Source organism: Micromonospora sp. L5 (assembly GCF_000177655.2).
Classification (GTDB): Bacteria; Actinomycetota; Actinomycetes; order Mycobacteriales; family Micromonosporaceae; genus Micromonospora; species Micromonospora aurantiaca.
Map to the genome: position 1 here is coordinate 6,302,240 of NC_014815.1, position 14,899 is coordinate 6,317,138.

Consider the following 14,899-nt stretch of genomic DNA (forward strand, 5'->3'; position numbering starts at 1 on the left):
TCGGTCAGGGCGTCAGGGCGTCCGGGGCGGGAGTCCAGGTCGACTCGTCCCGCACGTCGTCGGCGACGGTGATCCCCTCGGCGATCCGCAGCAGCTCGGCCTGGGGCAGCCGGCCGCCGACGCCCTCGGAGCTGACCTGGACGACGACAGTGCCGTCGGCGCTCCAGATGTTGCAGAACCCGCCTCCGCGGGCCGCCCCCGGGTAGCACTTCGTCGCACCGGGCTCCGGTGACTGGTTGGAGCTGGTGCTCGGCGTGACGAAGATGTGGAACCCGTCCCTGATCCCGCCCTCGACCGAGTCGAACGGCGCGGTCAGGCCCGAGGTGCGCAGGGGCGGCCTGGTGTACGTCGCGCCGCCGTAGTCACCGGCGCGGGCGGTGGCGATGCCGCTCAGGCCGGGCATGGCGTGCGTGCCCACCTGGAGCGGCACGTAACCCCGCGGCAGGTAGCCCACCGTGAACGGCAGCGGCGCCGGCGTCGGCCCGGCCGGCTTCAGGCCCGCGACCAGGCCGCTCAGGTCCGCGAAGCTCGGCGTCGCCGCGTCGCCGGCGATCGACGTGACGGCCGCCCAGGCGTTGTGGGCGTACTCCCAGGCGAACAGCTTGTTGCCCGGATCCACCGGGTTGCGCGGGTCGAGGCCGAACGGCAGCGTCGCCTGCACCGCCCTGCGCCCGGCCACCCTGACGCTCCGACCGTCCTTGACCGCGGCCGGATCGAAGGCGCCGGGCCGGTAGACGGTCAGGTACGCCCACAGAGTCGGCTTCGCCCCGGCGGCCGTCCTCTCCTGCTCGAACGCCTCGGCCTCGTCCTGGCTGACGGGCTTGTCGTTCGAGGTGTGCCGGTCGGAGTAGACGGGGGCGATCTGGTACGCGGTCGACACGACGATCGGGTCCTGCACGTGCAGCGTGCCGGCGTCGTACCCGGTGAAGGTGAAGGTGAACGGCGAGGCGTCCGGCCAGGGGCTGACGCCCGGACGCGGCGCCTCGGACAGCGCCGAGGCGGTGCGCCTCGCGTCCAGGGTCGGCACCGTGATCGCGGCGGCGACCGCCACCGCGACGAGGCCCGCCGCGCCGGCTGTCGCGAACCGGTTCCGGCGGCGCCGCTCGGCGCGCCGCCCGGCCGCGACGATGTCGTCGACGGTACGGCCCATCGGCGGCTCGTCGCCGGTCACGGCGTCCACCAGCTCACGCAACTGCATTTGTCCACTCCTCCATCGGCCTGCCGGTGAGATTGAGGTGTTCGCCGCCGAGTGACTCGCGCAGCTTCGCCAGCCCACGGGAGACCTGGCTCTTGGCCGTGCCGACCGTGCAGTCGAGCACGGCGGCCGTGTCCTCCAGGCTCAGGTCCAGGTAGTGCCGGAGCACCACGGCGGCCCGCTGTCCCGCCGGGACGGCTTCGAGCGCCGCCCGCAGGCGCATCCGCTCGTCAGTCACCGCCGCCGTGTCCCGCACCGCGGAGTCCGGCATGGCGTCGCCGGCCGACCGCTCGCGCCGCCAGGGCCGGCGGGTCTCGTCGATCGCGGCCCGGTAGACCATGGTCTTGACGTAGAGATCGGGCCGCTCCAGCTTCCGCCAGCGTGGATAGAGCTTGACCAGCGCGTTTGCCACGGCGTCCTCCGCGGCGTGCCAGTCGCCGCAGGTCATGTACGCCAGCTTGCGCAGGGACGCCATCTGTGACGTCACGAACTCGCGGAACGCTTGCTCGTCTTCGGCTTTCAATCGACTGCCTCCTCGTGACGGAGGTAGAACGGCTACGCCCGCCCGGGAAGTTGCACGGACGGCGGACCAATTCCGCCGCGTGTCCGGAGACCTCGGTCAGTACCGTCCCGGTGGCGGCGCCGGCCACGAGCGGATCATGGTCGCCAGCAGCGCCGGATGGTCGGTCGCCCCGCGCATGTCCACCGCGCGGCGGCAGCAGATCGTCACGCCGCTCGAGGCCAGGATCTGCTGGCGGCCGCCGTCGTCGATCCGCCGGTAGCCCACCGGCACGCACGACCGCACGTCCGGCATGCCTCCGGCCCGCAGGTTGAGGTCACCCCCGAGGACGGTCGGCGCGCCGACGGCGTCGCCCCGGACGCCCGGCACGACGGTGCCGAGCAACTGCCCGCACTGGGCCAGCGCCACCTGGCCGCTGGTGTTCGCCAGGTGCGTGGTGCACGCGTGCAGCCCGTCGGCCCGGACGCAGAGCCAGACCCGCTCCTCGGGGTCGGCGAGGTCCTGCGCCGGATAGGTCCCCCGGTGCACCGACGGCCGCGCATCGCGGGCGTCGAGGCGGGCCAGCAACCCGATCCCGTACGGCTCGCCGTTGTTGCACCGGGTGGGACCGCCGGAGGGGCGGTCACCGGCGGCCTGGAACGCGGACACCGTCGTGCCACCGGCACGGACGGCCCGCAGCGTACGCGCAAGCGTCGCCATGTCGTCGCGGCAGACCTCGTTGAGCGTGACCACGTCGGGCAGTTCCGCGGCGATGACGTCGGCGGCCTGCGGGACGGCCCGGCCGGTGTAGCAGCCGGCCCGGCCGCTGTTGCAGAGGTTCATCTGGAGCACCCGCAGCGTTCCCGCGCCGGCGGCGCCGGCGCCCGACGACCCTGCGGGCAACCCGGCAACGACGAGCAGACACACCGCGGTCAGCACCCGGCGGACACGCCGGGCGAGGTGGGTGACCGGCTGCGCTGACAGCGGGGCTCCAACGGGTACGGGCGGCGGCGGGCGCCGGTGATCCTATCGCCGCAACGCTCCCGTCGCCGCCCGGCGCGGCCTACCTCGGTACGGCCCGGAACCACGCCTCCCGGTCGTCCGGGTCCGGTCCGCGCCGGGGCAGTGTCGGGGGTTCCTCGCCGGTGACCGGAGCGTAGTGGTCGAAGGTGGTGGTCAGCACCGCCTCGCCGCCGGTGAGGTCGGGCAGGGCGGCGACGACCCGCGGCACCCGGGCGGACGGCAGGGTGCCGCTCACCTCCAGGTAGCCGCCAGCGACTGCGGTGTCGTGGACGACCGCGCCGAGCCGGCCGAGCAGCGCCAGCACCGTCTCGACCGCGTGCCGGGGCAGGTTGACGTCGAACCGCTCGATCGGCTGGCACACCCGCGTACCGGCCTGCCGCAGCGCGGCGGCGACCACGACCGGGGCGAGGTTGCGGAAGTCCGCCGCCACCGTCGAGATCGACTTGTCGAACTTCTGGTGCGGCCGGCTCTGCCGGGGCCAGTATCGGGACGCCGTCATGGTGACAGTGCAGTCGGTGACCGGCCAGCCGTGCCGGCCCTGCCGCAGCGCGGCCCGCACGCCCTCCTCGGTGGCGGCGACGAAGGCCGGCGGCAGTCGGCCCGGCTCGATCCCGGGACGGAACTCGATGCCGTGCCCGGCCGGTGCGGCGTCGATGCGCAACCCCAGCCCGGCCAGGTACGGGTTGCCGCGCTCGCGCAACCGCTCCTCGGCGGGGCCGGTGCCGGCGACCCGTTCGATGCAGGCGGTGAGCGTGCCGGAGAACCGCACCCGGACGCCGTAGCGGTCCTCCATCAGGGCGGCGAGGACCTCCTTCTGGACCTCGCCGTGCAGGCGGATCACCGCTTCCGCCTGCTGCTCGTCGAGGCGCAGGTCCACGAGCGGGTCCTCGTCGGCCAGCTCGGCCAGGCCGGCGAACATCGCCAGGCGCTGCGCCGGGTCGACCGGCTCGACGACCGCCTGCCGGGTCGGTGGCGGGAACCGGTAGCCGTGCCGCCGTGGCGGGTCGCCGATGTGCTGGCCGATCCGGGCCGACACCCCGCGTACCGCCGCGATCTGCCCGGCGGAGACCGACCGGCGCACCAGCACGCCGGCGGGCTCGATGACGGCGATCTCGGTGACCGGCTCCGGACGACCGCCGGCGAGCTGCACCCGGTCCCGCACCCGCAGACGCCCGGACCACAACCGCAGCCAGACGCGCCGGCCGTGCCCGTCCCGGTCGACGGCGAAGACGGTGCCCGCCGGCGGACCGTCCCGCGCCTCGCCGTACGGGAGCAGGTCGGCCAGGACGTCGCACAGCCGGCGTACCCCGGCGCCGGTGATGGCCGAGCCGCACACCGCCGGGACCAGCTCGGCGCCTCGTACCGCGCGGCGGAGCGCCCGGCGGACGTCGCGGACACGTACCGGCCGGTCGGTCAGCCAGCGTGCCGCCACCGCGTCGTCGACCTCGGCCACCTCCGCCACCACGGGTTCGGCGTCGAGGTCCACGGCATGCACCAGGGCCTCGCGGCTGCCCTGGCCGGTGACAGTGGTGAGCAGGACCGGCCGCGCCCCGAGCCGCTGCCGCACCTGGGCCGTCGCCCGGTCCACGTCGGCGCCGCCACGGTCCACCTTGTTGAAGAAGAACACAGTCGGTACGCCGATGCGGCGCAGCGCCCGCCAGATGGCGACTGTCTGCGGCTGGACGCCCTCCACGCTCGACACCACGAGCACTGCGGCGTCGAGGACGGCCAGCGACCGCTCGACCTCCGCGATGAAGTCGGGGTGGCCGGGGGTGTCCAGCAGGTTGATGCTGAGGTCGCCGATGGTGATCGAGGTGACGGCCGCCCGGATGGTGATGCCGCGGCGGCGTTCCAGCTCTATCGAGTCGGTCCGGGTCGTGCCGGCGTCGACGCTGCCCGGCTCGGCCACCGCGCCCGCCTCGTAGAGCAGGCGTTCGGTCAGGCTGGTCTTTCCGGCGTCAACATGCGCGACGATTCCGAGGTTCAACAGGGCCAAGGCGGAGCTCCACGGTAGGACGGGCAAGGGTCCGAAGCGTGGAAGCTGCTCGCATTGTTTCTCCTGGTGACAGTCGTGGTGGCGGCGCTCGCCGCCGGTGCGCAGTCCTACTTTGCCCGTCCGCCGCGACCACCACCACCGAATTCGGTCCGGCTCAGCGCACGGACGCGGCCATATTCGGCCAGGGCGTGAAAGGCGGCCTTGGGCGTCCACGAGCCGTCCGGCAGCACGCGCACGATCCCCCGTGACGCCAGGTCGTAGTCGTGCTCGGGGTCGCCGGTGGTCGGCAGGTGCCGGTTCGCGAACGTGTACACGAACGCCGCCTCCGCCCCGCCGGCCTCGTAGTCGCGCAGCAGGTCGACGAGGTAGCGTGCCTGGCCCTCCTCGTCGCGCTCCAGCTCCGCGGTGAGCTTCGCCGCACGGCCGTGCTCGTCGTAGGCCACGGGCTCCGTCGCGCCCGCGACGTCGGCCGCGCCGCGGAACGTGCAGCAGCCGAACTCGGTCGCCGCGTACGGCTTGCCCTGCCCCACGGCCGCCGCCAGGGACTGCGGGAACACCGCGGAGTTGGTCGCGTCACGGTAGCCGGCGTCGCTGGCGATGATGTCGAAGGCCGTCCAGTCGACGTCCTCGAGCGGGATCGAGGCGTACCCGACGGGGCCGCCGAAGCGCTCCCGCACCGCGGGCACCGCTTCCGCGAGGAAGTCGCGCACCGCCGCCCGCGCGGCGGGGACCGCCTCCCGCATCCGCATCGGGTCGGTGAACACCGCCATGCGCTCGGTCAGGTCACGGCCGGGCAGGAAACCGTCGGTGAACAGGGAGATCTCGGAACCGGTGAGGTAGACGACCGGGGCGCCGTCACGCCGCAGCCGCTCGGCCCGCTCGGCGCCGTCGAGCAGGAACGCCATGAGGCCGTCGCGGTCCAGGCCGTTGGTGAACGGGCAGTACCACACCTCCAACCCCGCCTCGGCCGCCAGCCGCGCGGTCAGCTCCAGCCGGTCCTGCACGCCGCCGGTGACGCGGACCGCGTCGCAGCGCAGCTCGTCGCGGATGACACGCAGGTCGCTGCGCACGACGTCGGGGTCGAACGGCTCGTGGGTGGTGGATCCGGCGCTGACGAAGCCGGTGTCGTAGTTCATGCCGAAGACGCGCATCGAGAACTCCACTCTTAGGGTACGACGCGTACCCTATAAGGTACGGCGCGTACCCTGCAAGGCATGAGCAGGAGGCGACGGGGCGAGGAACTGGAACAGGCGATCCTGCGGGCCGCGGCGGAGGAACTACGCGAGTCCGGATACGCGGGGATGACGATGGACCGGGTGGCCGCCCGCGCCGGAACCAACAAGAACGCCATCTACCGCCGGTGGCCGCACCGGGCGGCGCTGGGCGTCGCGGCGTACCGCCACCTGTCCGACGCGGCCATGCCGAATCCGGACACGGGCACGCTGCGAGGCGACGCGCTCGAGATGCTCCGGCTCGCGAACGAGACGTGGTCGTCGCCGCACGGGGCCGTCCTGCGCGGCCTGCTCGCCGCCGCGGCCGACGATCCGGAGCTGCTCACGCTCATGCGCGAACGATCCGGCGCCGACACCATGGACCGTGCGTGGACCGGGATGCTGGAACGGGCCGCGGCCCGGGGCGAGGCGCCTGCGGCGGCCGTCCGTCACCGGGTGGCGACGGTACCGATGATGCTGCTGCGCGCCGAGTACGCGATGCGCGGCGTCCCGTCCGTCCCCGACGAGGTGCTGGTCGAGATCGTGGACGAGGTGTTCCTGCCCCTGGTACGTGGTCGCGGCTGACGCCACAGTTCATCGGCGGACCCGCGCGATGTCGAGGCGCCGGCGCAGCACCCGTGGAGCGCGGGCGAGCACACCCGGGCCGTACCGGCGGCAGCCCGACGAGCGTCTCCACCGCCTTGTCCACCACCAGCTGATCGTCGCCCCCAACGGGTTGACCGGTGGCGAACCGGAGCATCCGCCGGGTCGGCGATCCGTAGGGTTCGGATCGACAGCAGGCATCTGCGCCGACTGAGGGGCGGCCGAGGACCGGTGGCAGCGCGTACGCATCGCCCGTCGCCCGCCCTGCTGGTCAGCCTGGCCACCTCGACCGGTCTGCTGGCAGCGCTGAGCGCGGCCGTCCGGAGCCGCCGGGTGCCGCCCTGGGAGCGGGACCTGTTCGCCCTCCTCAACCACCTTCCCGCCGGGCTGACTCCGGTCCTGGTCCTGGTCATGCAGCTCGGCTCCTACCCGGCGGTGTTCGTCGCCGCCACCGCGGCCGTCCTGGCCCGCCGGATCGGCACGGCGTGGAGCCTGCTGCTGGCCGGGAACCTGGCGTACTGGCTCGCGGTCGCCGCCAAGGCCGCGGTCGCCCGGCAGCGGCCGGCGGCGTTGCTCACCGATGTGGTCCTGCGGGAGACGATCACCGGACGGTACGGATACCCCTCGGGACACGTCGCGGTCGCCACCGCCCTGGCGCTCGTCGCGGCGCGGGCCGGGGGCACCCGGTGGCGCCGGGCGGCCTGGGTGGCGATCGCCCTGGTGGCCGGGGCCCGGATCCACGTCGGGGCGCACCTGCCGGTCGACGTGCTCGGCGGGTTCCTCGTCGGCTGGCTCGCGGTCTGCGTGACACGGCTCGTGGTCGGCGAGGTCGGGCCGCAGCGGTCGGTGCCCGCCCTGCGGGCGGCGCTGCGGCGACGCGGGATCGACGTGGCAGGGCTGACGCCGATCCACGGTGACGCCCGGGGTTCGCAGCCGTGGCGGGCGGTCACCACCGGCGGGCGGCAGTTGTTCGTCAAGGTGACCGGCGGCGAGCAACGCGACGCGGACTGGGCCTACAAGCTCTACCGCCGGGCGCGGTACCGGCACGTGGCCGACGCGCCCCCGTATCTGAGCGCCCGCCAGCAGAGCGAACACGAAACCTGCATGACCCTGCTGGCCGAGCGCGGAGGCGTGCGGATCCCGGCGGTCGTCACGACCGCCGCGATGTCCGGCGGGGACGCCGTCCTGGTGCAGGAGTTCATCGACGCCGCCCCGCTGCACGCCGTCGTCGGACCGGTCCCGCCCGCCGCCGTGCGCGACGCGTGGGACCAGGTGGGTCGCCTGCACCGGGCCGGCATCGCACACCGCGACCTGCGCGCCGCGAACGTGCTCGTCGGCCGGGACCACGTCTACCTGGTGGACCTGGGCTTCGCCGCCGACGACGCCCCGGCCGACCAGCGGGCCCGTGACGTCGTCGAGCTGATGGTCGCGCTGTCCACGCGGGTGGACCCCGCCGCTGTGGTCGCCGCCGCGGTCGACCGTCTGGGCGCCGCGGCGGTCGCGGACAGCGTGCCGTTCCTGCAACCCGCGGTGCTGTCCCGCGCCGGCCGCAGCGCCCTGCGCGGCCGTCCCGGCATGCTCGACAGCCTCCGTCAGGAGATCGTGCGGCGCTGCCCCGACCGCGACCGCCCGGCGGCGAAGGTGGTCCGGTTCAACCGCCGCACCGTCCTGGAGCTGCTGATCCTGGGGCTGATCGTGCACCTGCTGCTTCCGCAGCTCGGCGAGATACGCACCGCGGCGCGTCTGATCCTGCACGCCGATCCGCTCGCGGTCGCCGCGGCGCTGCTCGGCTCAGCCCTGACCTACCTGCTCAGCGGCGTCGTGCTCCGGCTCGCCGCGGCCAAGCGGATCCCGCTGGGCGAGGCCACCCTGGTGCAGGTGGCCGCGTCGTTCGCCAACCGGCTGGCTCCCGGCAGCCTCGGCGGCGCCGCGCTCAGCCTGCGGTACCTGCACCAGAGGGAACTCACCACCGCCGACGCGGCCACTGCCGTCGGTGTCTCCCGCGCCGCCGGTGCGGTGTCGGTCGTGCTGCTCCTGCCGGTGCTGCTGCCGTTCGCCCGCCGGCCCGCCCGCATCCTCACCCATGACGCGACCAGGGCGATACCGCTGCTGCTGGGCGCCCTGGCTGTGCTGCTCGTCCTGGCGGCCGTCCTCGCCGCGCCACGGCTCCGGCGGCGCGGACGCGACGCGGCCGGCCAGGTCGTCACCGCCCTGCGCGCCCTGACCCGTCAGCACGGCCTGTGGTGGCTCGTCGTCGCGTCCACGGCGCTCACGCTCACCTACGGCCTCTGTCTCTACCTCGCGCTTCTCGCCACCGGCCCGCTCCCCCTCGCGCACCTGCCCCCGGTGATCCTGGTCTGCCTCGTCGGCGAGGGAGTCTCGTCCGCCGCGCCCACCCCCGGCGGGCTCGGCGCCACCGAGGCCGCGCTCGTCTCCGGGCTGCTGCTCTACGGAGTGCCACTGGACGCCGCCGTCGCGGGCACCCTGATCTACCGTCTCGCGACGTTCTGGCTCCCGGTACCGCCGGGGTATGTGGCCTTCCGGCTCCTGACCCGCCGCCGGCTGCTGTGAGCGCCACAGTCGCGGCGGCCGGCGGCGGTACGCGGGGCGGCCTCAGCCGGGGGCACCGGCCCGGATGTCGTCGACGAGTTCCCGCACGGCCTCCCGGTACTCCGGCTCGTTGTGGTAGTGCCAGTGGCGTTCGACGGGTGGCGGCACGGTGTCCGGCGCCTCCACGACGACGCTGCGCGGATCCCGCAGCCGGACGTCGACCGCCTCGGCGGCCGGGGGCAGGTGGGCCCGCAGACCCGGGTCGGCGAAGATCGGGCCGCCGATCGGATCGGTGTCGCGCCACAGGTTGCGCCAGCGCCAGCCGATCCGGTCGCCGACGTCGCGCAGCGCCTCCTCACCGAGATAGGCGGGGTAGAGGCGGGCGTAGATGCGGTGCAGTGGACTGCCGTGGGTCAGCAACGCGACGTGGGGCAGGGCCTCCGGCGGCAGTTGCAGGACGGTGGCGGCGGCCAGGACGGAGCCGTGGCTGTGTCCGGAGATCACCACCGGGCCCTGCGCGGCGAGCGCGGAGACCCGCCGGGCCAGCTCCGGTACGGCGCGGGCGGCGTAGCACGGCGGCGCGAACGGGTGCACCGTACGCGGCCAGAACGTGCCCAGGTCCCACAGGACGCCGACGAGCCGGCGGGTCTCCGGCGACCGGTACGCCCGGTAGCCCAGGATCAGCAGCCCGATGACGAGCAGACTGATGGCCCAGATGCCGACGTCCGTCACGTACGCGGTCAGCACGGCGAGCGTGTCGTGCCGGCGGCCGAGGCGGGCGACGAGCTGGGTCGGGCCGATCCCGATCAGGTCGAGCGCGACGGTGGCGAGCCCGACCGACGAGATCACGAAGAACGCCACGAACGTCGGCCCCAGTTCGTCGGTCACGAAGGACCGGGCGATCGTGGAGCGGACCGCGTCGAGTCGTGGTGTCGCCTCGGTGGGCGCGTCGGGATAGTCGTGCTCGACCACGTGCCGCGCGTACGCCCGCCGCCGGCGCCGGGCCACCGGCAGGGTGACGGCGATCGCCGCGCTGACGACCAGCAGAGCGGCGAGCCCGGCCAGCGCCGCCCACCAGTACCCGACGGGGGGTTCCAGCGGGCCCAGGGCGGGTGGGTTGTTCCGGATCGGGTCGGGGATGCGGCCCCGGTCGAGCTGGTCCGCCGTCCGGAACACGAGAGTGGCCGTGTAGGCCGAGGCGACGGTGACCGACATGGCGGCGACCAGCGGTGTGCCGAGCCCCCGGAGCAGGGCGCGGGAACCGGCCGGCCGGGCGCGCCGGCGCACGAGCGTCACCGCGGCGATCAGGACCAGCATCAGGCCCTGCGCCGCGACCAGACCGGCGACGGCGCCCTCGTAGCCGGGCATCTGCCCGGCCGGCACGGGAACCTCCCGCCGGGACACGGCGTACCCCAGGCTCGACACGGTGGCGACCGCGACCAGGATCCAGACCACGCGGCGCAACGGCCCGGCCCGCCCGGCGGGGACCGTCACTGTCAGCAGCACGGCGCAGAGGACCACGAGCCCGGCGGTGAGGCCGAGCAGCCCGACGGCGACGGCGCCCCACCGGCCGTGCGACACCGCGACGACGAGGCTGACGCCGACGGTGCCGGCACCGAGACCCACGTGGATCTGGCGCAGCCACGAGGTCATCTGCTCGTCGTGCCAGACCCCGGGGGCGGCGAGACTCCCGGTGGACTCCAGGAACCGCCCGCGCGGCGGGGCCGATCCGAAGCCCTCGAAAGCGGCGGCCGACCGCTTCCCGACGGCCCAGAACACCCGCAGCGCCAGCAGCGGGACCAGTGCCAGCACGGCCAGGCGCGGGCCGATCGGCAACGCCACCAGCCACGACAGGTACGGTCTCCCCTCCCGGCACTCGGCGTACGGGACGCACTGCCAGCCGGTCAGGTTCATGGTGACCCCGACCAGCGCCAGCGTGAACGCCACGGTCAGCGATCCGGCCAGCAGGCGGCACAGCCCGCCGAGCAGGCCGCAGCGGTCCACCGGCGTGGAACGCATCCACACCGCCAGGTTGCTCAGCATGAACGGCAGCAGCACCAGCATCGACGCCGTGCGCACCGCCACCCCGGCGGTCAGGGTTCCCCACCGGTACGCCTCCACCACCACCCCGGCAGTCGCGCCGCCGGCCGAGCCGAGCCCTTCCCGGACCCGGTAGAACCCGGCGTGCCCGTCGCCGGCCACACGCACCACTATCGGATGGTCGACGATCGTCTCCGCCGACGCACCGGACACCCCGTGGATGCGCAGCTCGACGCCTCTGTCGCCGCCGGGTATCTCCACCATCGAAGCGTCACAAAGACGGCCCGCCCCGCGCTGCCGAACGCGGAACAGAGGGCCGCTGTCACCTCATGCCGGCCGCGGCGGCGGTAACCGGGTGCGGACCGGACCGGACGGGAAACCGCACGCCGGTGAGGTCCTCGGAGACGGCCCAGAGCCGCTGCTGGACGGCCACCTCGTACGACTGCGGGCTGGAGGTGACCAGCCGGGGGTGACCCTTCACCTCGTACCGTCCGCCGGGGCCGTAGTACTGGCCGCCGAGCACGGCGGGGTCGGTGGCGGCCCGCAGCGTGGGCAGCGCGCCCATCGCGGGTGTCTGGGTGATCAGCGGCGCGAGCCAGGTGAGCGGGAGCCGCAGGGCCGCCGGGGTGTTGCGGGCGAGTTCGGTGCTGGACATGCCGGGGTGCGCGGCCACCGCGACAGTGGTGCCGTACGGGGCGAGCCGGCGTTGCAGCTCGTACGTGAACATCAGGTTGGCCAGCTTGGACTGCCCGTAGGCGGCGGCCCGGCCGTACGAGCGCTCGAAGTGCAGGTCGTCGAAGTGGATCGCGGCCCGGATGCGGTGGCCGGTGCTGCTGACCGTCACCACGCGTGAGCCGGGCACCGGCAGCATCAGGTCCAGCAGCAGCCCGGTGAGCGCGAAGTGGCCGAGGTGGTTGGTGCCGAACTGGAGTTCGAAGCCGTCGCGGGTGGTCCGCTTCGGGGTGTACATCACGCCGGCGTTGTTGACCAGCAGGTCGATCCGGCCGAACCGGGACCGCAGCGCCGCCGCGGCGGTGCGGACGGAGTCGAGCGAGGTCAGGTCCAGCGCCTGCACGCTCACGTCGCCGGTGAGGCCGGCCGCGGCCCGCTCGCCCTTCCCGACGTCGCGGACGGCGAGCACGACCGACGCGCCGCGCTCGGCCAGTGCCTTCGCGGTCTCGTACCCCAGTCCGGTGTTGGCCCCGGTCACCACCGCCACCCGCCCGCGCTGGTCCGGGATGTCCGCCGTCGTCCACATCTCGTCCATGCCACGCCTCCACTTAAAGTACCGGAAGTATCTTGTGCCGTAGACGTTAAGGTACCTCCGGTATGTTGTCAACGTACCGGAGGTACCTAAGTTAGGCTGGCGGGCGTGACTTTCCAGCGGGCCCGGACCGAGGAGCAGCGGGAGATCCGCCGGCGGGCGATCCTCGACGTGGCGTCGGCGATGCTCGACGAGATGCCTGTCGCCGCCGTCACGCTGAACGAGCTGAGCCGCCGGGTCGGCCTGGCGAAGCCGAACGTGCTGCGCTACTTCGAGTCCCGCGAGGCGGTGCTGCTGGAGCTGCTGGACCGCTACCTGCGGGAGTGGCTGACCGAGCTGGCCGACGAGCTGGCCGACGGCGTCGACGCGAACCTGCCGATGGCCGAGCGGGCGACCGCCGTGGCCGGGATCGTCAGCCGCTCGCTCGCCCGCCGATCGGTGATGTGCGACCTCTTCGGGGCACAGGGCAGCGTCCTGGAGCACAACGTCTCCGTCGAGGTCGTGGCCCGCTACAAGCGCGCCTCTCTGGACCGCCTGGCGACCATGACCGACCTGATGCGGAAATACCTGCCGGAGCTGGGCGGGAACGCGATGCTGTTCAGCCTCCAGACCATGGTTCTGGCGGGAGCGCTGTCGGCGTACAGCACACCACCGCCGAGCCTCGCGGCGGCCTACCGGGCCGAGCCCGAACTGGCCCGCCTGCACCTGGAGATGGCGGACTCGCTGACGATGGCCCTGACCGCGACCCTGCTGGGCGTGCTGCCCCGGGCCTGACCGGCTGCCCCGCGCGCCACCGGCGCTGCGGGGCAGCCGGACCGTCAGCACCAGGTCAGCGTCGAGTTGACCCGCGTGACGTTGCTGATCGTGTTGTTCGCCCCGCCGCACGGACTCTGGGTGATGTTCGTGTTGGTGACCGTCAGGTTCTGGAAGCGGATACCGGAGGAGATCGGGAACTCGGTCCGCGAGGCGATCCGCACCTCACCACCGCCCGTCACCGTGCCGGACACCCCGGCGATGGTGACGTTGTAGCAGTTCTCCACGAGGATCGAGTTGTTCCCGGTGTTCGAGATCGTCACCCGGTCGATGACCGCGCCGCCGGACTCCGACACGCAGAAGACCCCCCGGCCACCGCCGGACGCGATCACGGTGCCGACCCGGATGTTCGTCGGGTACGAGCTGCCGACCCGGCCGTTGCGGTTGGCCATCCGGAACGCCGCGTACCCGGTTCCGGTGCCGGCGCCCTGCGCGTCGACGGTGCCGACTGTGGCGTTGATCGTGTCGTTGAGCAGCAGGCCGGAGTAGCCGGTGTTGCGCGCGGTGACGGTGCCGATCGTCAGGCCGTCCACGCCGTACGTCTCCACGCCGTGCGCGCCGGTCCCCGACACGTACACGGTGTCGATCCGCACGTTGCGCACCTTGACCGCCCGGTCGCCGCCGTGGTTGTCGATCCGCACCCCCAGGCCGCCGGACAGCCGCATGTCGATCTGGCCGAGCGTCAGGTTGTTCACGTTGCGCATGAAGATCCCGTACAGCGGCGCCCCGGTGAGGGTCAGGTTCTGCACCTCGACGTCGGTGGTCCCGCGCGAGTACACGGGCGCGTAGTCACCCGACCCCGAGCCGGTCACGTTGATCGTGCCGCAGACCGCGAGCGTCGTGTACGACGGCAGCGACAACCGCGACCCCGCGCTCATCGACCCGGAGCCGCGCACCACCACCCGCTGCTTCGCGGTCCGTCCCGCCGGCAGGGAGTTCACCGCTGCCTGCATCGCGGCGAGCATGTCCCCGCCCGAGTACACGGTCGACGATCCGTTGCGGGCCGTCCAGGTGCCGCCGTTCAGCACGGCCTCGGCCTGGTAGGAGCCGCTGCCGCACCCGGTGGACGGCGGCGGCGTGGTCGGCGTGCCGCCGGTGCCCACCCGGACCATCTGCCACTGCTGGTTGGTGCCGTTGAGATCGGCGTACTGGCTGACCCGGGCGCCGTCGGCGGTCGACCTCTCCCAGACCTCCAGTGCCTTCCCGGAGTGCCTGTTTATCAGCCGGATGTAGCCGCCGTCCGAGTCGCGCACCTGGAACTGCTGGTTGGCGGCGTTGAGGTCGGGCCACTGCCGGTACTCCGCGCCGTCCGCGACGTTCCACTCCCACAGGTCGACCACCTTGCCGCTGTGCCGGGCACGGAGGCGGTAGTAGCCGCTGCCGGAGGAGACGAACTGGAACTGCTGCCACTCGCCGTCGTTGCGGGACCACTGCTGGATCGCCGCGCCGTCGCTGGTCGAGGTGTCCCGGACGTCGAGGACCTTGCCGCTGTTGCGGTTGACGAGCACGTACCAGGCGCTGGTGTCGATGGTGGCCGCCTGCGCCGACGGCGCGGCCACCACTGCCACGCCGATCGCGGCGGCCAGCGCCGCCACCAGGGTCAGCGCCAGGCCGGCGCGCCGGCCCCGGCGGGCGCCGGGCGGCGACGTCACTGCGGGGTTGAGCATCGTTCGACCTCCGAGAAAGGGGTACGCCGAGTCCGGCG

The 14,899-nt window shown here is 73.6% G+C and carries 11 protein-coding genes; 3 read left to right on the forward strand and 8 right to left on the reverse strand.

What is annotated here, in order from left to right; all coding sequences use genetic code 11:
- Positions 1-4: 4 nt before the first annotated feature.
- From ML5_RS28975 to ML5_RS28995, 5 genes are all read right to left on the reverse strand, one after another.
- Positions 5-1,198 carry a hypothetical protein gene (locus ML5_RS28975; protein WP_013477232.1) on the reverse strand — a complete coding sequence of 398 codons (1,194 nt, stop codon included), beginning with the start codon at positions 1,196-1,198 and terminating at the stop codon, positions 5-7.
- The gene (locus ML5_RS28980) at positions 1,185-1,718 is read right to left on the reverse strand and encodes a SigE family RNA polymerase sigma factor (protein ID WP_013477233.1); all 534 of its coding nucleotides are present in this window, start codon (positions 1,716-1,718) and stop codon (positions 1,185-1,187) included. Before ML5_RS28980 ends, ML5_RS28975 begins: the two co-directional genes overlap by 14 nt.
- Before the next feature lie 96 nt (positions 1,719-1,814).
- Positions 1,815-2,633 (reverse strand): hypothetical protein, encoded by an 819-nt coding sequence (locus tag ML5_RS28985; protein WP_013477234.1) that lies wholly within the window; start codon positions 2,631-2,633, stop codon positions 1,815-1,817.
- 124 nt (positions 2,634-2,757) lie between these two features.
- Positions 2,758-4,713, reverse strand: a complete 1,956-nt coding sequence (locus tag ML5_RS28990) for a translation factor GTPase family protein (protein ID WP_013477235.1) — start codon at positions 4,711-4,713, stop codon at positions 2,758-2,760.
- A 107-nt stretch (positions 4,714-4,820) separates the two neighbouring features.
- Positions 4,821-5,876, reverse strand: coding sequence for a hypothetical protein (locus ML5_RS28995; protein WP_236619317.1), 1,056 nt, complete (start codon positions 5,874-5,876; stop codon positions 4,821-4,823).
- 51 nt (positions 5,877-5,927) lie between these two features.
- Here ML5_RS28995 and ML5_RS29000 point away from each other — a divergent pair, with 51 nt between their 5' ends.
- Together ML5_RS29000 and ML5_RS29005 are read left to right on the forward strand one after the other, a co-directional pair.
- The gene (locus tag ML5_RS29000) at positions 5,928-6,509 is read left to right on the forward strand and encodes a TetR/AcrR family transcriptional regulator (RefSeq protein ID WP_013477236.1); all 582 of its coding nucleotides are present in this window, start codon (positions 5,928-5,930) and stop codon (positions 6,507-6,509) included.
- A gap of 249 nt (positions 6,510-6,758) precedes the next feature.
- Positions 6,759-9,098 (forward strand): lysylphosphatidylglycerol synthase domain-containing protein, encoded by a 2,340-nt coding sequence (locus tag ML5_RS29005; protein WP_013477237.1) that lies wholly within the window; start codon positions 6,759-6,761, stop codon positions 9,096-9,098.
- A gap of 42 nt (positions 9,099-9,140) precedes the next feature.
- Here the strand turns inward: ML5_RS29005 and ML5_RS29010 are convergent, their stop codons facing one another.
- Together ML5_RS29010 and ML5_RS29015 are read right to left on the reverse strand one after the other, a co-directional pair.
- A complete protein-coding gene (locus ML5_RS29010; protein WP_013477238.1) occupies positions 9,141-11,381 on the reverse strand; it encodes a membrane protein in 2,241 nt (746 codons plus the stop codon).
- A gap of 58 nt (positions 11,382-11,439) precedes the next feature.
- The gene (locus ML5_RS29015) at positions 11,440-12,384 is read right to left on the reverse strand and encodes an SDR family NAD(P)-dependent oxidoreductase (RefSeq protein ID WP_013477239.1); all 945 of its coding nucleotides are present in this window, start codon (positions 12,382-12,384) and stop codon (positions 11,440-11,442) included.
- A gap of 105 nt (positions 12,385-12,489) precedes the next feature.
- Here ML5_RS29015 and ML5_RS29020 point away from each other — a divergent pair, with 105 nt between their 5' ends.
- On the forward strand, positions 12,490-13,155 hold the full coding sequence (locus ML5_RS29020; RefSeq protein ID WP_013285693.1) for a TetR/AcrR family transcriptional regulator: 666 nt from the start codon (positions 12,490-12,492) through the stop codon (positions 13,153-13,155).
- 44 nt (positions 13,156-13,199) lie between these two features.
- On the opposite strand, the gene ML5_RS29025 is transcribed toward ML5_RS29020, so the two are convergent.
- On the reverse strand, positions 13,200-14,861 hold the full coding sequence (locus ML5_RS29025) for an RICIN domain-containing protein (protein ID WP_013477240.1): 1,662 nt from the start codon (positions 14,859-14,861) through the stop codon (positions 13,200-13,202).
- Positions 14,862-14,899: the final 38 nt, after the last annotated feature.

Bases quoted from the DNA above. Each gene is read 5' to 3' on its own strand.
- ML5_RS28975 (WP_013477232.1), bottom strand. From the start codon at position 1,198: ATGCAGTTGCGTGAGCTGGTGGACGCCGTGACCGGCGACGAGCCGCCG.
- ML5_RS29000 (WP_013477236.1), top strand. From the start codon at position 5,928: ATGAGCAGGAGGCGACGGGGCGAGGAACTGGAACAGGCGATCCTGCGG.
- ML5_RS29010 (WP_013477238.1), bottom strand. From the start codon at position 11,381: ATGGTGGAGATACCCGGCGGCGACAGAGGCGTCGAGCTGCGCATCCAC.
- ML5_RS29015 (WP_013477239.1), bottom strand. From the start codon at position 12,384: ATGGACGAGATGTGGACGACGGCGGACATCCCGGACCAGCGCGGGCGG.
- ML5_RS29025 (WP_013477240.1), bottom strand. From the start codon at position 14,861: ATGCTCAACCCCGCAGTGACGTCGCCGCCCGGCGCCCGCCGGGGCCGG.